Annotated in this window: 20 protein-coding genes; 15 read left to right on the plus strand and 5 right to left on the minus strand. The window is 47.0% G+C overall.

Going from position 1 to position 17,616, the window contains the following annotated elements; translation table 11 throughout:
• The first annotated feature begins 2 nt into the window (after positions 1-2).
• The 3 genes from CKW00_RS02930 to CKW00_RS02940 all read left to right on the plus strand — a co-directional run bounded on the left by CKW00_RS02930 (position 3) and on the right by CKW00_RS02940 (position 3,691).
• Positions 3-1,244 (plus strand): metal-dependent hydrolase family protein, encoded by a 1,242-nt coding sequence (locus tag CKW00_RS02930; protein WP_095821301.1) that lies wholly within the window; start codon positions 3-5, stop codon positions 1,242-1,244.
• Positions 1,245-1,259: 15 nt separating this feature from the next.
• Positions 1,260-2,546 (plus strand): M20 family metallo-hydrolase, encoded by a 1,287-nt coding sequence (locus CKW00_RS02935; RefSeq protein ID WP_095821302.1) that lies wholly within the window; start codon positions 1,260-1,262, stop codon positions 2,544-2,546.
• Between the two features lie 164 nt (positions 2,547-2,710).
• A complete protein-coding gene (locus tag CKW00_RS02940; protein ID WP_095821359.1) occupies positions 2,711-3,691 on the plus strand; it encodes a Gfo/Idh/MocA family protein in 981 nt (326 codons plus the stop codon).
• A gap of 11 nt (positions 3,692-3,702) precedes the next feature.
• Here CKW00_RS02940 and CKW00_RS02945 read toward each other — a convergent pair whose 3' ends face one another.
• A complete protein-coding gene (locus CKW00_RS02945; protein WP_095821303.1) occupies positions 3,703-4,569 on the minus strand; it encodes a DMT family transporter in 867 nt (288 codons plus the stop codon).
• A gap of 289 nt (positions 4,570-4,858) precedes the next feature.
• Here CKW00_RS02945 and CKW00_RS02950 point away from each other — a divergent pair, with 289 nt between their 5' ends.
• The 4 genes from CKW00_RS02950 to CKW00_RS02965 all read left to right on the plus strand — a co-directional run bounded on the left by CKW00_RS02950 (position 4,859) and on the right by CKW00_RS02965 (position 8,489).
• Positions 4,859-5,419 carry an RNA polymerase sigma factor gene (locus tag CKW00_RS02950; RefSeq protein WP_095821304.1) on the plus strand — a complete coding sequence of 187 codons (561 nt, stop codon included), beginning with the start codon at positions 4,859-4,861 and terminating at the stop codon, positions 5,417-5,419.
• A complete protein-coding gene (locus CKW00_RS02955) occupies positions 5,416-6,174 on the plus strand; it encodes an anti-sigma factor (RefSeq protein WP_095821360.1) in 759 nt (252 codons plus the stop codon). Before CKW00_RS02950 ends, CKW00_RS02955 begins: the two co-directional genes overlap by 4 nt.
• Positions 6,175-6,240: 66 nt before the next feature.
• Entirely contained in the window at positions 6,241-7,029 is a 789-nt protein-coding gene (locus tag CKW00_RS02960; protein WP_095821305.1) for an ABC transporter ATP-binding protein, read from the plus strand.
• A gap of 116 nt (positions 7,030-7,145) precedes the next feature.
• On the plus strand, positions 7,146-8,489 hold the full coding sequence (locus CKW00_RS02965; RefSeq protein WP_095821306.1) for an LPXTG cell wall anchor domain-containing protein: 1,344 nt from the start codon (positions 7,146-7,148) through the stop codon (positions 8,487-8,489).
• Between the two features lie 97 nt (positions 8,490-8,586).
• Here the strand turns inward: CKW00_RS02965 and CKW00_RS02970 are convergent, their stop codons facing one another.
• Positions 8,587-10,095 carry an acetyl-CoA hydrolase/transferase family protein gene (locus CKW00_RS02970; protein WP_095821307.1) on the minus strand — a complete coding sequence of 503 codons (1,509 nt, stop codon included), beginning with the start codon at positions 10,093-10,095 and terminating at the stop codon, positions 8,587-8,589.
• Between the two features lie 129 nt (positions 10,096-10,224).
• The gene (locus CKW00_RS02975) at positions 10,225-10,866 is read right to left on the minus strand and encodes a LytTR family DNA-binding domain-containing protein (RefSeq protein WP_143544218.1); all 642 of its coding nucleotides are present in this window, start codon (positions 10,864-10,866) and stop codon (positions 10,225-10,227) included.
• A 155-nt stretch (positions 10,867-11,021) separates the two neighbouring features.
• On the opposite strand from CKW00_RS02975, the gene CKW00_RS02980 reads away from it, so the two are divergent.
• Positions 11,022-11,798 carry an SDR family NAD(P)-dependent oxidoreductase gene (locus tag CKW00_RS02980; protein WP_095821309.1) on the plus strand — a complete coding sequence of 259 codons (777 nt, stop codon included), beginning with the start codon at positions 11,022-11,024 and terminating at the stop codon, positions 11,796-11,798.
• Positions 11,799-11,944: 146 nt separating this feature from the next.
• On the opposite strand, the gene CKW00_RS02985 is transcribed toward CKW00_RS02980, so the two are convergent.
• Positions 11,945-12,571 (minus strand): class F sortase, encoded by a 627-nt coding sequence (locus tag CKW00_RS02985; protein WP_095821310.1) that lies wholly within the window; start codon positions 12,569-12,571, stop codon positions 11,945-11,947.
• A gap of 159 nt (positions 12,572-12,730) precedes the next feature.
• Between CKW00_RS02985 and CKW00_RS02990 the strand changes: the two genes are divergently transcribed.
• The 4 genes from CKW00_RS02990 to CKW00_RS03005 all read left to right on the plus strand — a co-directional run bounded on the left by CKW00_RS02990 (position 12,731) and on the right by CKW00_RS03005 (position 15,847).
• Positions 12,731-13,177 (plus strand): LytTR family DNA-binding domain-containing protein, encoded by a 447-nt coding sequence (locus CKW00_RS02990; RefSeq protein WP_095821311.1) that lies wholly within the window; start codon positions 12,731-12,733, stop codon positions 13,175-13,177.
• A gap of 5 nt (positions 13,178-13,182) precedes the next feature.
• Positions 13,183-13,590, plus strand: coding sequence for a DUF3021 domain-containing protein (locus CKW00_RS02995; protein WP_095821312.1), 408 nt, complete (start codon positions 13,183-13,185; stop codon positions 13,588-13,590).
• Positions 13,591-13,717: 127 nt separating this feature from the next.
• On the plus strand, positions 13,718-14,608 hold the full coding sequence (locus CKW00_RS03000) for a hypothetical protein (protein ID WP_095821313.1): 891 nt from the start codon (positions 13,718-13,720) through the stop codon (positions 14,606-14,608).
• A 111-nt stretch (positions 14,609-14,719) separates the two neighbouring features.
• Positions 14,720-15,847 carry a toxic anion resistance protein gene (locus CKW00_RS03005; RefSeq protein ID WP_095821314.1) on the plus strand — a complete coding sequence of 376 codons (1,128 nt, stop codon included), beginning with the start codon at positions 14,720-14,722 and terminating at the stop codon, positions 15,845-15,847.
• A 75-nt stretch (positions 15,848-15,922) separates the two neighbouring features.
• Here CKW00_RS03005 and CKW00_RS03010 read toward each other — a convergent pair whose 3' ends face one another.
• The gene (locus tag CKW00_RS03010; protein WP_095821315.1) at positions 15,923-16,501 is read right to left on the minus strand and encodes a DNA-3-methyladenine glycosylase; all 579 of its coding nucleotides are present in this window, start codon (positions 16,499-16,501) and stop codon (positions 15,923-15,925) included.
• A 123-nt stretch (positions 16,502-16,624) separates the two neighbouring features.
• Between CKW00_RS03010 and CKW00_RS03015 the strand changes: the two genes are divergently transcribed.
• The 3 genes from CKW00_RS03015 to CKW00_RS03020 are packed head-to-tail and all read left to right on the plus strand — an operon-like array spanning position 16,625 to position 17,613.
• Positions 16,625-17,080: a GNAT family N-acetyltransferase gene (locus CKW00_RS03015; protein ID WP_095821316.1), complete on the plus strand. Its 456-nt coding sequence runs from the start codon at positions 16,625-16,627 to the stop codon at positions 17,078-17,080.
• A gap of 19 nt (positions 17,081-17,099) precedes the next feature.
• Positions 17,100-17,270: a hypothetical protein gene (locus CKW00_RS13655; protein WP_158221266.1), complete on the plus strand. Its 171-nt coding sequence runs from the start codon at positions 17,100-17,102 to the stop codon at positions 17,268-17,270.
• The gene (locus CKW00_RS03020; RefSeq protein ID WP_095821317.1) at positions 17,263-17,613 is read left to right on the plus strand and encodes a YidH family protein; all 351 of its coding nucleotides are present in this window, start codon (positions 17,263-17,265) and stop codon (positions 17,611-17,613) included. The genes CKW00_RS13655 and CKW00_RS03020 overlap by 8 nt, the downstream gene beginning before the upstream one ends.
• The last annotated feature ends 3 nt before the right edge of the window (positions 17,614-17,616 follow it).

Genomic DNA, 17,616 nt, shown 5'->3' on the forward strand with positions numbered 1-17,616 from the left:
ATATGAGTATCACGGTGATAAAAAACGGTGTGTTGATCGACGGAAAAGGTAAAGAACCGCAAAAAGGAATGTCGGTAGTTATAGAAGACAATAGAATTAAACAGGTGATAGCTTTAAAGGATCTTGTAATACCGGAGAATGCTGACATTATTGATGCAGAAGGGAAGTATATCCTTCCCGGTTTTATAGATACTCACGTTCATATGGCTATGGAAATGGGCGGCCTGGAAGAAACCATTTTGACTCCATTCTCCTACCGTTTCTACAAAAGTATCCATTACATGAGAAGAACACTGAACGCTGGTATCACTTCAGTGAGAGATGCCGGTTTTTCCGATCTGGGAATGAAGAAAGCGGTGGAAGACGGTCTTACAGCCGGCCCCCGTATGCAGCTGAGTATTAATCCTCTTACCATTACCGGGGGCCATGGGGATAATTGGAACCGTTCGGGGGTCGACACTACTCTGCAGACATACACCGGCATGCCGGATGCCATATGCGATGGAGTGGAAGAAGTAAGAAAGACCGTCAGGAAAATGCTGAGAGCCGGGGCTGAAGTGATAAAAGTACATGCCACCGGCGGGGTATCAAGTCCGACGGATCACCCTGAATTCACTCAGTTTTCTCAGGAAGAGCTGGAAGTGATGGTGGAGGAAGCAGCTTATCGCAAAGGCATCAGAGTAATGGCCCACGCTCAAGGGGCCGAAGGGATCAAGAACGCTGTTCGTGCAGGTATACATTCGATTGAACACGGCATTTATATAGATGATGAGGCGATTGAACTGATGCGGGAAAATGATACATTCCTTGTGCCGACACTTCTTGCCCCGGTATCTGTGCTTGAATCGGCAGAAGGTGAAAATTCCATGGCTTCGTATGCTATCGAGAAATCGAAAGAAGTGATTGAAGTTCATAAAGAAAGCATCGCAAAAGCCCACCGGGCAGGAGTGAAAATCGCTATGGGTACGGATGCAGGAGTTTTCGCGCACGGCACTAACCTGAGAGAACTCGGCTTGTTGTGCGATGCGGGCATGACACCTATGGAAGTACTGACAGCCACGACGAAGACTGCCGCCGAATGCCTCGGGTGGGAAAAGGAAGTCGGTACGATTGAAGAAGGAAAACTGGCAGACGTTATTATGACGGATGTTGATCCTCTGGCTGAAATCCGTAAACTGGAAGACAGTGAGAGAATCGTGATGGTCATGAAAGATGGAAAGATTCAAAAGAACCTGATCCGGTAGAAAGGAAGTAGACATATGGAGGAGAACGAATTGTATTCGAAACTGATGAATGGTTACAAAACCGAGTTTGATCGAAATGGAGTGAGCGGTCAAAGGGTAGCTGCCCGTCTTCATAAACTTTCTGAAATAGGCAGAACCGGGGACGGGGGAAGTTTCCGTCTCGGTTTCTCCAAAGAAGAGCAGGAAGCAAAAAGACTTCTGAAAAGTTGGATGAGGGAAGCGGGACTCTCGGTCTCCGATGATGAAGCGGGGAATGTGTTCGGCAGAATGAGAGGCGGAAATGAGCCATCTTCCGTTCTGATGAGCGGGTCTCACCTCGACAGTGTGCCGAATGGAGGACATTTTGACGGCCCTGTCGGAGTCATCTCTTCACTTGAGATAGTCGAAGCATGGAACGCGAGCGGTTTTCTTCCTGATTTCGATTATGAAGTGGTTATTTTTTCCGATGAAGAAGGCTCCCGGTTTCAGAGCGGTTTAACAGGCAGCAGAGCGATGACGGGTAAAGTCGATATGGACATCCAGAAAGGCTTGAAAGACAGTGAGGGTACTGCTTTTCCGGAAGTTATCCAGGAGGTCGGTTTATCTGATTCGACGTTTGCCGAAGCTGCAAACCATAACAAAAATATAAAAGAATATGTAGAAATACATATTGAACAGGGGAAGATACTCGAAAAGGAAAACCTTCCCGTAGGAATCGTTTCGGGGATTGCAGGACCTTGCTGGCTCAGCGTTACATTTACCGGAGAAGCCGGACACGCCGGTAACACCCCTATGACTGCAAGAAGAGACCCTCTCGCAGCTGCCGGGGCTTTTGTAAGCTCCATCCCGGATATGCCGGGGGAGGTCAGTGGATCCGCGGTGGCCACAGTAGGGAAACTGGAGGTCCGTCCGAATGGAGCGAACGTTATCCCCGGGACAGTGGAACTGATTGTGGATATACGTGATATTCGTAAAGAAGACAGAGATGTACTCACGGAGCGTATAATAGAAGAAGCTGAAACGCTGGCCGAAAAACATGATGTCGACGTGGAGTACCAACAGAACTTCGAAGTATCTCCCGTCCCTGTCCCCGCAGAAACGAAGGAACTTTTACACAACGCTGTGAATGATGAAGGGATAAGAGCGGTGGAAATACCGAGCGGTGCCGGTCACGATGCACTGGTGATCGGTCACCGGTACCCGGTGGCTATGCTCTTTATAAGAAATAAAGACGGTATCAGCCATACTCCGGAAGAATGGGCAGGGCTGAATGACATCGTTCAGGGGATTCACGTGTTGAAGACCTACCTCGAAAAAAAATGATCAGAATATATGCACAGCCTGGAGAAATCGGGAACATACCTCTTCAGGCTGTGATTTTTTTATGAAGGTTGTGCTTCAATTGGAAGAAAGCTGTTAAAATGTATTACACTGCGTATAAAGATGCCAGAAAGAAAAGTAAAGGAAATCATTCAGGAGGTGCGGGTATGAAAACAATTCGATGGGGGATCATAGGCTGTGGAACAGTGACAGAGCATAAAAGTGGTCCTGCTTTTCAACAGGTGGAGCAGAGTTCACTTACGGCTGTAATGAGAAGGGACGGGGAGAAAGCGAAAGATTACGCTGAGCGCCACGGGGTGCCCAGATGGTATGATCGTGCCGAGGATCTCATTATGGATGAGGAAGTCGATGCCGTCTATATCGCTACACCTCCCTCGTCACATATGAAATATACGAAGATGGCTGCCGAAGCCGGAAAGCCGGTATATGTAGAGAAACCGATGGCAAGAAATGCAGAAGAGTGCAGAACGATGATAGAAGCCTGTGATAAAAATGACGTGCCGCTGTTCGTCGCTTATTACAGAAGGTCTCTGCCACGATTTCTGAAAGTGAAAGAGCTGATCGGAAAGGGAAGAATCGGGGACGTCCGTTTCGCAGCGATTCAGCACACGAAGAAACCTGTATCGAAACAGGAAGACGGCACATGGCCGTGGAGGGTCCTTCCGGAGGAAAGCGGGGGCGGGTTATTGTACGATGTAGGTTCTCACACTCTTGACCTGTTCGATTTCCTGCTGGGACCTCTCACAGAAATAAAAGGAGCTGCCCACAATTTTGACGACGCCTACCCGGCGGAAGATACTGTGCGCGGAAGCTGGAAATTCGAAAACGGGGCAGTCGGCACCGGAGTATGGAATTTCTCCTCCTATAGAAACGGGGATACCAATCGTATTGTCGGCACGAGGGGAGAAATAATATTTTCCACTTTCGGCGATGAGTCTGTGAAGCTCGTGACGGGTTCCGGGGAAGAGTCTTTTTATATTGAGCATCCGGCCCATATCCAGTATTATCATATCCAATCCATCGTTAACGAACTGCTTGGAAGAGGAACCTGTCCGAGCACGGGGAAGAGCGCACTGCGTACGAACAGGGTGATGGAAGAGCTCGTAGAAAATTATTACTTTTCCTGATCGATCTCTCCTTAACTGTCCGACTGCTTTACACTGAGAACAGTAATGGTGAACAGGATGACGACCATACCTGCAAGCTGAATAATGGTGAGGGTGTCTCCCAGCAGTAAAACTCCAAAAAGAGAAGCCGTAACGGGTTCTGCCATGGCGACCATGGAAGCGGTGGAAGGGGCTGTCGAACGCATCCCTATTACGTAAATAATGAAAGATATACCTGCGCCGATGAGACCGAGCAGAATAAACCATCCTGCATCTCCTGAGGTTATTGCATTTGTTACCTCTGTAGTGTCATTAAGAGGTAATAGGATTAAACAGAAGGTGAGAAAAGCGATACTTACAATCGTCTTCGGTTCGCCGATCGCCGTCGCTTTTTTGAAACCGAATATAAAGAGGGCATAAGAAATACCTGCACCCAGTCCGGCTGCAGTACCGTAGACACCGCCCGAAAGGTTTGCCGTGTCATATGCCCCGGTGAGCAGAACGATACCGAAAAGAACGCTCAGAATACATGCCCACTTAAACCAGCTCGAGTTCTCTATCTTCAGTAAAAAAGAAACGAGCAGAACGAAAATCGGAGCTGTATACATAAGCGTGGCTGCAACAGCAATACTGGACGCTTCAATTGCGAAAAAATAGAAGGTGAAATTTCCGGCCACCCCTGCGCCCGCAAGCACGGAGAAGATCATCGTCCGGGGAGTGAAGGCCGCTTTCTTTTTTCGGCCGGCGAGCCACCACCCCGCGAATAACAGTAACCCTACTGCTCCGCGATAAAAAGAAATCACGAGAGGGCTCCACCCTTTATCCATCAGTATATCTGCTATTCCGCCGGAAATTCCCCAGAATACAGCTGCAAGCACTACCAGAATTATTCCTCTCATTTCCGCACACTCCCTTCTCCTGTTCTCCCGACCGTTTTTGCGAAGGGATGTTTTAGGGGAATTTCCTTTACAGAAAACAGTTCAAACATCTATTTCGCAGACTGTATGAAGTGACAGTAATCCATTGTAAAAGATTATGAATAACCTTTTTATCAATGTGGATAGTCGGGAAATAATTTTACTGATTTAAAGATCCAAATAATAATCCGTTACGTATACTTAGTGAGAAACGTTGTAATCCAGTATTCTATTTTCTATAATAGGTTTACTAAAATTAAAGGAGAATCAGATGAGTAAACCGGATGAAGAACTCTACCGGCGTCTGCTGCATAAAGATAAAGACGCTCTTGAACAGCTATACGATAAATATGAGAAACTCGTCTTCTCTTTTAGTTACAAGATGACGAACAATCACGGGTTGTCGGAAGAAGTCGTCCAGGACGTATTCATGAAATTATGGACTCAAAAAGGTACGTATGACGAATCGAAGGGGAAATTTTCGAGCTGGCTGCTCACGGTTGTGAGAAATGCGGCCATTGATCTGATGAGGAAAAAGAAAGACACTCCTTATGAACTCGAGGAAAGGGATGCACTTCAGACTAATGAGCCCTCGATCGAGGAGATGTACGAATCGAAAGAAGAAGCGACGGCCGTACGCCAGTCGATGAAAGTATTGAAAGAAGACCAACAGAAGGTAATACGGCTGTTTTATTTTGACGCAAAATCACATAGTGAGATAGCGGAACAGCTGGATGTGCCTCTGGGAACAGTAAAGGGACGAATCCGAATGGCGTTGAAACATTTACAGACTGAGATGACGGAAAGAGAAGGGGGGAGAGGTACGACATGAGTGATAAACAATGTGATAACCTGATAGATTACTTTAACGGGCATTTGTCCGGGGAAGAAGAGGCTCAATTTGAGGATCACCTGGCAAAGTGTGAGTCGTGCCGGGAAGAACTGGCTGAATTGCGTGAGCTTACCGGGTCTCTCCCTTATCTTTCCGAGCCGATTGAACCGGATAGCGGTATGAAGAACCGTGTACTCTCTTCCATTTTTGAGGAAGAGGAAAAAGAAGAGAATTATGAAAATGTAACTTCTATTGAAGAGAAGCAGAGAGAGACCACGCCCTCCAGATCAAGAAAAAGAAACTGGGCCGTATGGGGCCTCGCAGCTGCACTTGCTGCATCCCTCGTCGGAAATGCGGCATTCCTGACCCAGTGGTCCGGCACTTCCACAACTCAGCCGGAGGAGGAAGTTGTGATCGATAGCCTTGAGCAGAATCTTGCGCTTCAGAACCCGGAAGGAGGAGAAGCCAAAGGTCAGGCTTCCATGGTCGGGAATGACGGAGAGGCGCAGCTCGTGGTTCAGGCTGAACAGCTTGCTCCTCTCTCGGGTAATGAGGCATATCAGGTTTGGCTTCTTGAGGAAGGAAGTCCGGTAAGAGCCGGAACGTTCGTAACGAACGAAGAAGGTTCCGGAGCAGTAACCTATCCTATGGATAAGCTTCAGGACGGTAACTGGGATACCCTCGCTATCACGAAAGAACCGGGGCCTGACAGTGAAACACCTCAGGGAGAAATCGTACTGGCAGCCGAGATATAAACTTCACGAAAGCCGTCTCCTTTACAGGGGGACGGTTTTTTACAAATAATTAAGGAGGGTTTTGGAATGATCATCGACATGAAGGAAGTCTCTTTAAAGAGAGAGGATCGCTTCATTTTAAATAACATCACCTGGCAGGTAGAGAACGGAGAGCACTGGGCGATTCTTGGACTGAATGGTTCAGGAAAGACGTTTCTTTTGAACCTGATCAATGCCTATACGTTTCCTTCCTCCGGTACGATGAACGTTCTCGGTCTCGAGTTCGGAAAGACGTATCTGGCAGAAAAGCTTCGAAAACAGATCGGGTTTGTCTCCGCTTCGGTACAGAACCGTCTGCATAAAGGGGACAACGCTTTTGAGGTTGTGTTGAGCGGCGCTTTTGCTTCAATAGGTCTGTATGACACCCCTACGGATGAAATAAGAGAAAAAGCGATCAGAATTCTGAGGGAGCTTGACTGCTATGATTATGCGAACCGTCTGTACGAAACTCTTTCTTCCGGGGAGAAACAGCGGGTGCTTATTGCGAGAGCGCTGATGGCAGAGCCGGAGCTCCTTATTCTGGATGAGCCGACGAACGGTCTTGATTTCCTTGCGAAAGAACAGATGCTTGAGTCGGTGGAACGGATAGCTGAAAAAGAAAAGGGACCGACCATCCTTTATGTAACTCACCATGTAGATGAGATTCTTCCTGTTTTCGAACATACTCTCCTGTTGAAGGAAGGGGAGATATATGAGGCCGGAGAGACGAACCGTCTGCTCGATTCGGATATGATGACTTCTTTTTTCGGTGTACCCGTCGAAATATCGGAAAAAAATCATCGGCCGTTGCTGAAAAAGAGAGAATCCCTTCCGTAGAGGGATTCTGTATGAAACTTTCAAAAAAAGTTCACTTTTTTCGAAAAATAATGATCCACTTCTATATCCGCTCCGTATGCTTGGTGTAATTAATTAAAAAAAGGAGAGGATCATTAATGAACTGGAAAAAAGGACTTGTAACTATCCCACTTGCTGCCACTATCGCTGTACCGAGTTTAGGACTGAACGTTTATGCGGAGGATCATATGCCGACCCCTTCCGTGGATACAGAAGCTGTAGAATTGCGTTCGTCTCTTGACCACCTGTTAAGTGAACACGTATACCTTGCAGTGGAAACGATGAGAAAAGGAGCGGAAGGAGCTTCCGATTTTGAGCAGGCTGCAGGAGCTTTGAGCAAGAACACGGATGATCTGTCCAAAGCCATCGGTTCTGTATACGGGGAAGAAGCCGGCAAACAGTTTAATGACATGTGGTCCGAGCACATCGGCTACTTTGTGGATTACGTGAAGGCTACTGATGCAGGGGACGAAGAGGCGAAACAGGAAGCACTCGATAACCTCGGGGAATACAAAGAAGAATTCTCCCAGTTCCTTGAAGATGCTACTGGTGAGCGACTGGAAGCAGGAGCTCTCGCGGAAGGACTTCAAATGCACGTCAATCAGCTGATCGGAGCTTTTGATGCTTTCGTCGCTGGCGACTATGAAGCGGCCTACGAGTACGAACGGGAAGCTATGAGTCATATGTACATGGTAAGTAAAGGCCTGTCTGACGCTATGTCCAACCAATTCCCTGAGAAATTCAATGATACATCCGCAGTTACACCTGCAGCAGATCTTCGTTCTGACTTGAGCTACCTGTTAAGTGAGCACGCCGGACTTGCAGTAACAGCTATGCAGAATGGCATCGACGGAAGTGAAGACTTCGAAGCATCTGCAGAAGCACTGAGCAATAACACAGAAGAACTTTCTGATACTATCGGGTCTGTATACGGAGAAGAAGCAGGAGAACAGTTCCAGCAAATGTGGTCTGACCACATCGGTAACTTCGTTTCTTATGTAGAAGCGACAGGTGCAGAAGATGAAGCAGCAAAAGAGAAAGCACTATCCGCCCTTGAAGATTACCGTGCTGACTTCTCTTCCTTTATTGAAACCGCTACGGAAGGAAAAGTGAATGCAGACGTTATGTCAGAAGGACTTCAAACACACGTGAATCAATTAATTGGAGCTTTTGACAGCTATACGATGGAAGACTATGATAAAGCTTACTCGGATATCCGTGACGCTTACGCTCATATGTTCAACCCTGGTAAAGCACTTTCCGGAGCTATTTCTGCACAATTCCCTGATAAATTCAGCCAGGAAATGCCTTCTGAAATGCCGGAAACCGGATTGTCTCCACAGGACACCGGCATGAACAGTACAATGTGGCTTGCTATTGCCGGAATGTTTGCGCTGATCACAGCACTTACATTGCATTTCAGAAAACAGAACCAGCAGTAAAATGGAAAAACCATCCGATATTAACTAAAACCCCGGGTGAAGGAAGCTTTGAACTTAAGCTTTCTTCCCCGGGGTTTTATATTCGTTATATCCGATTTCAGGATTTGACCAATTTCTTCATCGAGCCGTTTGTTTCGAACTCCCTGTGCCAGGCGAGTGCTTCTTCCAGCATGTGAGGAGTCTGGCCGCCCCGCTCCAGAGCCGCTTCAAAGTAATCGTGAAGCTGTTCCCGGTAACTCGGATGTGCACAACGCTCAATGATCAGCCCGGCACGTTCCCGGGGCGCTAGTCCCCGCAGATCTGCATATCCCTGATCCGTCACGATAACATCTACATCGTGTTCGGTATGATCGACGTGTGGAACGAACGGAACGATACTTGAGATGTCACCGTCCTTGGCTATTGATTTAGTAACGAAAATACCCAGTCTCGAATTTCGGGCAAAGTCGCCCGATCCTCCGATTCCGTTCATCATTTTAGTACCGCCTACGTGAGTGGAGTTCACGTTTCCGTATATATCCATTTCCACGGCTGTATTAATGGAGATAAGACCGAGCCGGCGGATGATTTCCGGGTGGTTCGAGATTTCCTGTGGTCTCAGTACCACGCGGTCACGATAGTCTTCAAAGTTTGAGAATACCTGTTTCATTTTATCTTCGGACAACGTAACTGAGCATCCTGATGCAAAGTCCACTTTTCCGGCATCAAGAAGGTCTATCACTGAATCCTGAAGCACTTCCGAATAGACTTGCAAATGTTCGAAATCAGAATCCAGCAGGCCGTGGAATACAGCATTTGCTACTGAACCGATACCCGATTGCAAAGGTACAAGATTTTCGGGCAGTTTTCCTAATCTGACTTCCTCTTTGAGAAAATCGATCAGGTGACCGGCTATGTCACGCGTTTCCGCATCCGGCGGTGTGACTGTAGAAGGGGAATCCAGCTGATTCGTAAAGATGATTCCCTTGATTTTTGCAGGGTCCACCTGAATACCTTCCGTCCCTATCCTTTCTTCCGGGCTGACGAGAGGAATAGGTTCACGCTGTCCCTGGGGAGCAGGAGCATAGAGATCGTGGACACCCTCGAGGGCCCCGGGCTGGGCTTCGTTGATTTCCACAATAATGTGTTCTGCATGCATGGCGAAGGCCAGAGAATTCCCGACGGAAGTCGTCGGAATGATAGTTCCATCTTCTTTGATAGAAACCGCTTCCAAAATAGCGTAATCCACTTCAGGTAAAACCCCTTGACGCAACATTTCGGAAGTATGGGAAAGATGCTGGTCCACGAAGTGAAACGACCCCTCATTTATCCCCTGACGCATTCTGGGATCGGCCTGGAAGGGAAGGCGCTTATTGATAATATCAGCTTCCGCGAACATTCTGTCTATATCCGACCCGAGTGATGCTCCTGTAAATACATTTACTTTGAATGGATCTGTCTCAGCTCTCTTAACCAGTGCGTCTGGTATCGCTTTCAAATCTCCGGCTCTTGTAAATCCGCTTAATCCAAGCGTCATACCGTCCCCGATCCAGGAAGCTGCAGTTTCGGCTGTAACAATGCGTTCTTTCAGGTCTTCATTTAAAATTCGGCTATTTTCTATACCCATATAGTTCCACCTCTTTTTATAAGACTGTTGTGAATATTTTATCTTATAAAAAGGGAAGAACTGGAGATTTCCGACGGAATGGTCATTTTTCTTTACGAGTAAGAATATCAGATGATGAGAAAGAGTAAATCAGAACCCGAGTAGCTTTCTCAAATAACCGGAATGTGTCTGACTGACCGGGATCATGGAATCATCACTCATTTTAAGCAGGAACGTGGAATGAGTGTCCGGATAGATTTCCTGAATATGATTGACGTTTATAATGAAGGAGCGATGACAGCGGATAAAGGAACTTCCCGGCAGAAAGAAGTCGAATTCATTCAAAGAGTATTTATGTACTCCCGTGTGCCCTTCTCCTACGACGAACGTCTTTTTCGCTTTCGCTTCTATGTACAGGACCTGATCGAACTTCAACGGGATCCACCTGTCATTCTCTTTAACGGTGACCACGGACAGGGCACTGGTCAGGGTAGGGAAAATGGCGGTTACACACCCGGCGAGTTCTCTTTCTATTTCGTAGGGAACTGCCATGCCGTAATAAGGCACGCCGAAAACATCCCGGTCTATATATTCCGAGACTTTCTGCTTCATGCTCAGAGCTTTATAGGTAATTGTTCCTCTGGTAACCGGGTCTCCGGCACTTATCTTTAAATCAATCCGTTTACTGGGACGATAATAGACGTAATTCTCCGTATCCGACAAAGCGAGAGAAGTCTCTTCAGAGAACAGGTCTCCGATGACATCTACTAAAGTATGGACGTTGACATTGATTTCTGATCATCCTTTTCCTTATATTTTTCTTATATTGTAACATTGAAGAATATAATAATTCCCGGTGCAGGCTGGAATTTTTATGTTAAAAGAGCAAGGAAAAGGGAACAGGTCGGTAAATGGTGAACGAGTCAGTCACAGACAGGAGGAGTACGATGAAAATTCTGATTACAGGAGCTACGGATGGAATCGGCTTGGCAGCGGCACGCATGCTGGCGGGAGAGGGTCACACTCTTCTGCTGCACGGGCGTAATGAAGAAAAACTGAAAATGGTGGAAGAGGAACTGGGGAAAGAGAACAGTGAAACTTACGTGGCCGACCTCTCTGTACTTAAAGAGGTAAAGGAATTCGCCGAAGATGTTACGGATCATCACGATCGTCTCGATGTGCTCATTAATAATGCCGGAATATACAAAACGCCTGTGAAAACTACGGAAGACGGCCTGGATATCCGTTTTGCAGTCAATACGGTCGCTCCTTACTTACTCACAAGGCGTCTTCTTCCTCTTATGGACGGGTCAGGGCGTATCATCAACCTGTCCTCCGCGGCACAGCAGCCTGTCGACCTCGACAAGATGATGAGGCGAAAAGAAATCGGGGACGACGCTGCCTATGGTCAGAGTAAGCTGGCACTTACGATGTGGACGTTCGGAATGGCAAAAAAGAGTGAACCGGTGATAGTGGCTGTTAACCCGATGTCTTTACTCGGTAGCAAAATGGTGAAAGAGGCATTCGGAACAGATGGGCACGACATCAGTATCGGAGCCCGGATTTTATATCAGGCTGCTGTATCCGATTCGTTTCGGGAAGCTTCCGGGAAGTATTACGATAACGATAAGGGTGACTTCGGAAACCCTCATCCGGATGCGGAGAACGATGAAAAAGTGCAGTCCCTGCTCCATACGCTGGATGACATAACTGCACAAGTATAAATAGTGAAAGGCAGATAACGCTTTTTCTTCCTGAATCGTTCTATGAATAAAAGACACAACTGGACCGTCGTCTGCCATACGGTATAGTTGTGTCTTTTATTCCTTTCTGCAGGCTTTCTTCTTCGGGAAGTGAAGAAGTAAGATGATTAATCAGAGCTCTCACCTTTCAATTGTGTATATACTACGAGTCTGTCTTCTCTTCGGGTAGTATCTCCGACATAATCTCCGTAGCAGGTAACCAGGTTAAGAGCACTGCGGTGGGTATAACCGAATATTTCTTCCATTGGAGCATCCTTGAACCCGTACACTTCTTTACCTGTCACTTCGAAAGTCAACGTTTTCCCATCTTTGTTCTGAACGGAAACCTCATCGCCTTCTTTAAGTTTGTGCAGGTTATAAAACACTGCCGGATTCACGGTATCGTCAACGTGTCCCGCCATGACGGAGTTACCCGCAGCCCCGGGCTTCGTTCCCGGTTCGAACCAGGCGACATTCTCCGACCCGTCCGGTACGCCCATGCGCCCTTTCTCATCGACTCCCGCTTGTTCGACTTCCGCTTCGACATCAATTGCCGGTATGGATAGTTTGGCCGGGGTCACGGCTTCTCTTTCATTTTTAATAATCGGTTCGTCATAGTTACCGGTACTATCCGCTTGTGCTTTCACTTCCGTATTGTTTGTTTCCTGACTTTCTTCATTTTCCTTTACTTCGTCATTTGTATTTATACAGCCGCTCAATAATACAAAAATCAGAATGAGAAAATATTTAGGCATGAGTTTGCCTCCTTTACATAGCTTACGGAATAAGTTGCACGTTGGATCATTATTTCTGCACGTCGCCTTTATTTATCGTCCGGTTGGAAACATCCGGTACGGATTACCGGCCGCTTCTATTATAATAGAAACAGATAGCGAGGAAGGGAGGCCCAGGGTATGAAAATCAACGTGGAAATCGATGAGGCGCTGGAACGATTGGAAGTTCTGATCCGGGCGAAAGAATGGAATGAGGAAGTGAGTCTGCTTATGGAGCGGTTACAAGAGAGAAGACGCTCTTACTTCAGTGGGGTGAATGACGATACACGTCACATATTCAAACCTGAAGAAATCCTGTACCTCTATACAGAAAATAAGACGGTGATGGCCCGTACCGAAGACGGGAGGTATCGAATGAAAGAGCGACTGTACGAGCTTGAAAAAGAACTGGATCCGGAACATTTCGTAAGACTTTCGAAATCAGCGATAGCAAATCTCGATGCTCTGCAAAAATTTGAAGCTTCTTTCAATGGTACCCTGTGCGTTTATTTTAAAAACGGGGAGAAGGAGTACGTATCCCGGAAATACGTGTCCGAAATCAGGAATAAACTCGAAGGGAAAGGATGAAGAAAATGGGAAAGAAATTGATTTTCCAAAGCTTTGTCGGTATCTGTTTTGGAGCACTTATCGCTGTATTGATGTATACCGGATTCTACGCAGCAGGGGCAGAATCCTTTGACGCCGCGCTATTTATCAAAAATTCGGCGGCATCTATTTTCTGCGGCTGGTTTTTCAGTGTAGGAGCCCTGATTTTTACATTTGAACATTGGACACTCAGAAAACGGACGATTGTACACTTCTTTATCGTCACTTCTCTCTATTTTATTCTTGGCATCGGTATCGGCTGGTTCCCCCTTACTTTCGCAGGGCTGCTGTTCGGGGTTCTGCTTTTTCTGATCGTATACGTTTTAATCTGGACTGGCTGCTATCTGTACTTCTATTTCCAGGCGAAAAAACTGAATGATTCCCTTAACGCGTAAAGATCGGCCGGGAGCCGGTCTTGTTTTTTTCAGGTAACGTCTTCAGCTTATTCTATACCCGGTATTTGTGGTATTCTTTTACTATAGCACCCGTTAGGAAGGGTGAATAAGAAGGGGATGATGAACGATGGAAGACCTCTACTCTTCTACACTCGGAACACTTGAACGAACGTTCATGCCGTACGGTTCCGAATACCAGCATTACATTGATTTCCAGACTTTCAGAGATATGAAACAGGTCGCTAAAGGGAAAAGACCTGTGTATATTGACCTTGATATTGAAGAAATAGCTGAAATGAAAACGAGATACATCGTCGATCTGTCCTGGAAAGGAGTCTACATGACAGTAACGGTTCCACTGTCTTCCATGTTCCAGGCGACCGTTGAGATGTACGGTAAACCGCCGAGGCTGCTTATTGCCAGGCTGGAGAGAATAAACGGCCGGGAGGAAGATTCCCTGGTCCCTACTTCATTGAAAGAAGAGTTCACACGCAAAAAAGGACTCGGAGAAACGCTCGGGGATTTTGCGACAAAACTTTTCTTGTTCCTCGACTCTTACCTGGAACACAACGTGACCGGGGCACGTGAAGAAAGCCCTCCTGATAATCAGGTGAGCGAACAGGCGGCGGAGATATTCGAAGGATGGGTGTTTCCTTTCGCTGAAAGTGATCCGGAGCTGCAGGCGGGCTGGAGAAGCTTTAAAAAACGCACGCAGAAGCAGTTCGAACGGATCGATAAACTCGATATAGAGGATCAGCATGCGCTGGAAACGATGATCCTTAAAGATGTTCCTGCTTTTTTGGATTCTTTTTCCATCCTGTCGCCTGAAAATAAACAGAAGAAAAAAGAGGAACTGAAGGAGACGATGGAGGACTTACGAAAGTTCATCGAAAGGCTGGAAGCTAAAGAAGAAGAGACGTATACAAAGGATTTTGCAAGAAGTAAAGGTATCATCACTACGAAATATAAAGACTCCGGACGGGAGGCGTTTTCATCCGGAGACGAAGATCCGCATTGAAAATCGAAACCCTTGTCCTCGTCGCTGCGTATTACAGATAGACGTCCGCTTCTGCCGTACGAGTCAACCAGGCATACGGTTTTATCGATACCTTATAAGGAGAGATGCGACATGAGTAAGGAGTTTGAAAATAAAAGTATAGAAGCAGAAATGGATGAGCAGGATCTGAAGGAAGCGAAGACGCTGATTAAACAGGAAGATATGGAACGTTTGAACCGGGAAGCCGAATCCTACGCCGGTCAGTTCGACACGGCCGAAGACGGCTCGGTTTCGGAGGTATTAAAGGAGCTCGGTGATCTCGGTGAGAAAGAACAGCGGGTGGCCGGAGAAACGATGGATTCTCTCAAAAGACCGGTGAACGATCTCATGAATAAAAGTAACAATGATATACCGCGGACTCTGAATGAATTGAAGAACGTAGTTTCCGATCTGGATCCGAAACAGACAGAAGGGAATGCAGTGACCAGATTTTTTTACAAAATGAGCAACAAAAAACCGATTGAACGCTACATGAAGAAATACGAAACCGTGGACGGACGTATTGAAACGATCGTCCGCAGTTTACTTGCCGGCAAGGACCGGCTGGAAGAGGACAGTGTGGAGCTCGGCTTAATTAAGGAAAGTGCCCGGGAGCGTATATACGAGCTGGAAAAGCAGATCTATCTCGGAAAGAAACTGTTCCAGCTTCTGAAAGAAAAAGAAGGAACCGGAGAACACGACGATGCACTGATTGAAGAGGGGAAAGAGAAAATCATCACCCGGACCAGAAATATGACGCAGATGAAAAGCGTACTCATTCAAAGTATTTCCTCGGTTGATATCATTAAAAGAAACAATGAAAAACTGAAAGAATCCATTCGGAATGCGGTAACGCTCACTAAAAATATTATTACCGTCTCCGCAACGATTCAGCTGGCGCTGAATAATCAGAAAGAAGTAATCGATACGGTTAATGGTGTGAATAAAGCGACGGAAGAGATGCTGTTATCAAACTCGAGGAACTTACGGGATAACACGAAAGAAGCGACTTCCATGATGGAAAATCCCGCCATCAGCATCGAAGCGCTTCAGGAATCTTTCGATAATGTATTTGAAGCTCTGGAGACGACCGAACAGTCATCGGAGCGGATCATCGCTTCCAGTGAACAGTTTATTGAAGAAATGGACCAGCTGAACGCCAACGTTCGAAAAAAGCTGGCAGGGTCCGGGGAAGCCGGGCAAAGAACGCTTCGTGACTGAAGCGTTCTTTTTATCTGCCATTCCTCATAGTGCCGCAGGGACGGGAGGCACAAAACTGCAATTCCCGGCAGGTCTTCATCTGGACACAAACCTGTTGCCGGTAACCCAGAAACGCCAGGGGAAATCTCTGGCTTCCTCTGAATTATCGATACCGATGCGGGGACCGGTGGAAATGTGTTCCGGGGTGAAACCCTTAGCGATGTACAACGGGGGTTCCCCGTAAGGATGTCCGTAGTCGTCCTTCACGATTCCGAGCGCTTTCGTAAGTTTACCGGGGCCGCTCGTAAGTTCCTTTTCCTTTTTATCCCCGCGTCTTTTGTACATAAGATCTATCCCCCGGACAGGTTCCACGGCACGGATGAGAATCGCTTCCGGTTCTCCCACTTCTCCCGCCACCACGTTTACAAGACAGTGGGTGTGCATTACGTAAGTGTAGGCATGTCCGGCTTCTCCGAACATCACTTCCGTACGTTTGGTACGTTTATAGTTGTAGCTGTGGGCCGCCTTGTCCACAGCTCCGATATAGACTTCGGTCTCTACGATGTAGCCGGAAGCTGTTCCTTCTTCCGTCTCTTTGATCAGCTCACAGCCGAGCAGGTCCTCCGCAAGGGTGAGGGCCGGCTGTCGAAAAAATGAAGCAGGCAATAGTTCCATGTTAATTCACCTCGAAAGTAATAATACCACACCTGAACAGACTGAAACGTAAGGAGAGCTCATCACCTGAACCCGGGTATGATAAAATATTGAAATACAGTTTCTGCATGAAAAGGAAAGGGGATGAAGTCAGTGATTACTACATCTTGCGAGAAAGCCGAGGCGCCTATGAAACTCCTGCTGGAAGCGGACCCGAAGAAAGAACACGTCATCGACTACATAAAACGGGGAGACGTGTTTGTCGCAGAGGAAGCCGGAATAGTCATCGGTGTTATGGTACTCCTTCCGACCCGGCCGGGTACACTGGAAGTGGTAAATATAGCTGTTTCAGGTTCTTACCGGGGCAAAGGTGTGGGGTCCCGGCTTTTACAGTTTGCTGCTGAGGCTGCTGAAGGGTATGAAAATCTGGAAACAGGAACGGGGAACTCAAGTATCGGTCAGCTATTGTTTTATCAGCGCAACGGATTTCGTATTGATCACGTAGACAAAGATTTCTTCGTAAAACAGTACGATGAAGATATATGGGAAAACGGCATACAGTGCCGTGATATGATACGATTGGTGAAGACGATTGAATGAAGATTGAAAGAGGGATAACATGCTGAAAATATTCGATTATGTAATACTGCCGCTTATTATTGTCGGTATAGCCGTACTGGTTTTCGATATGCCCTTCATCCCTGCAGTAATTGGCGCTTATATAGGAATATGTATTGCGATCGTTCTTAGAAGAAGGCGGGAGAATAAGGAAGGCCGGACGAATGGATGAACAGAAGCTGATCCAGCAGCATTTGGCGAATGAACGTACGTACCTGGCCTGGATCCGTACGGCGATTGCCCTGGTCGGCATCGGATTTCTGGCCACGACGCTGCATATAAATGCAGGCCCCGGGGAGGGGGGAACGGAAGAGACACTTGTGCTGACTGTCAGTATCGGGGCTCTTGCTCTTGGAATATTGACTATCGTCGGCTCTACTGTCAATTACTATACCATCCGGAAGAATATCAATGAGAGCCGTTTCCGTTCCTCCAGCTGGCTCATCGGGTTCATGACCAGTATAGCCGTTCTGCTGGTGCTTCTCGTAGGCGTATATATTTTCGCTGTAAATTAAGGG

This window comes from Salimicrobium humidisoli, assembly GCF_002295105.1.
GTDB lineage: Bacteria > Bacillota > Bacilli > Bacillales > Halobacillaceae > Salimicrobium > Salimicrobium humidisoli.

Bases quoted from the DNA above. Each gene is read 5' to 3' on its own strand.
- CKW00_RS02980 (WP_095821309.1), top strand. From the start codon at position 11,022: ATGAAAATTCTGATTACAGGAGCTACGGATGGAATCGGCTTGGCAGCG.
- CKW00_RS03000 (WP_095821313.1), top strand. From the start codon at position 13,718: ATGGAAGACCTCTACTCTTCTACACTCGGAACACTTGAACGAACGTTC.
- CKW00_RS02955 (WP_095821360.1), top strand. From the start codon at position 5,416: ATGAGTGATAAACAATGTGATAACCTGATAGATTACTTTAACGGGCAT.
- CKW00_RS02940 (WP_095821359.1), top strand. From the start codon at position 2,711: ATGAAAACAATTCGATGGGGGATCATAGGCTGTGGAACAGTGACAGAG.
- CKW00_RS02945 (WP_095821303.1), bottom strand. From the start codon at position 4,569: ATGAGAGGAATAATTCTGGTAGTGCTTGCAGCTGTATTCTGGGGAATT.
- CKW00_RS03020 (WP_095821317.1), top strand. From the start codon at position 17,263: ATGGATGAACAGAAGCTGATCCAGCAGCATTTGGCGAATGAACGTACG.
- CKW00_RS02995 (WP_095821312.1), top strand. From the start codon at position 13,183: ATGGGAAAGAAATTGATTTTCCAAAGCTTTGTCGGTATCTGTTTTGGA.
- CKW00_RS02935 (WP_095821302.1), top strand. From the start codon at position 1,260: ATGGAGGAGAACGAATTGTATTCGAAACTGATGAATGGTTACAAAACC.
- CKW00_RS03015 (WP_095821316.1), top strand. From the start codon at position 16,625: ATGAAGTCAGTGATTACTACATCTTGCGAGAAAGCCGAGGCGCCTATG.
- CKW00_RS02960 (WP_095821305.1), top strand. From the start codon at position 6,241: ATGATCATCGACATGAAGGAAGTCTCTTTAAAGAGAGAGGATCGCTTC.
- CKW00_RS02990 (WP_095821311.1), top strand. From the start codon at position 12,731: ATGAAAATCAACGTGGAAATCGATGAGGCGCTGGAACGATTGGAAGTT.
- CKW00_RS03010 (WP_095821315.1), bottom strand. From the start codon at position 16,501: ATGGAACTATTGCCTGCTTCATTTTTTCGACAGCCGGCCCTCACCCTT.
- CKW00_RS13655 (WP_158221266.1), top strand. From the start codon at position 17,100: ATGCTGAAAATATTCGATTATGTAATACTGCCGCTTATTATTGTCGGT.
- CKW00_RS02965 (WP_095821306.1), top strand. From the start codon at position 7,146: ATGAACTGGAAAAAAGGACTTGTAACTATCCCACTTGCTGCCACTATC.
- CKW00_RS03005 (WP_095821314.1), top strand. From the start codon at position 14,720: ATGAGTAAGGAGTTTGAAAATAAAAGTATAGAAGCAGAAATGGATGAG.
- CKW00_RS02930 (WP_095821301.1), top strand. From the start codon at position 3: ATGAGTATCACGGTGATAAAAAACGGTGTGTTGATCGACGGAAAAGGT.
- CKW00_RS02985 (WP_095821310.1), bottom strand. From the start codon at position 12,571: ATGCCTAAATATTTTCTCATTCTGATTTTTGTATTATTGAGCGGCTGT.
- CKW00_RS02970 (WP_095821307.1), bottom strand. From the start codon at position 10,095: ATGGGTATAGAAAATAGCCGAATTTTAAATGAAGACCTGAAAGAACGC.
- CKW00_RS02950 (WP_095821304.1), top strand. From the start codon at position 4,859: ATGAGTAAACCGGATGAAGAACTCTACCGGCGTCTGCTGCATAAAGAT.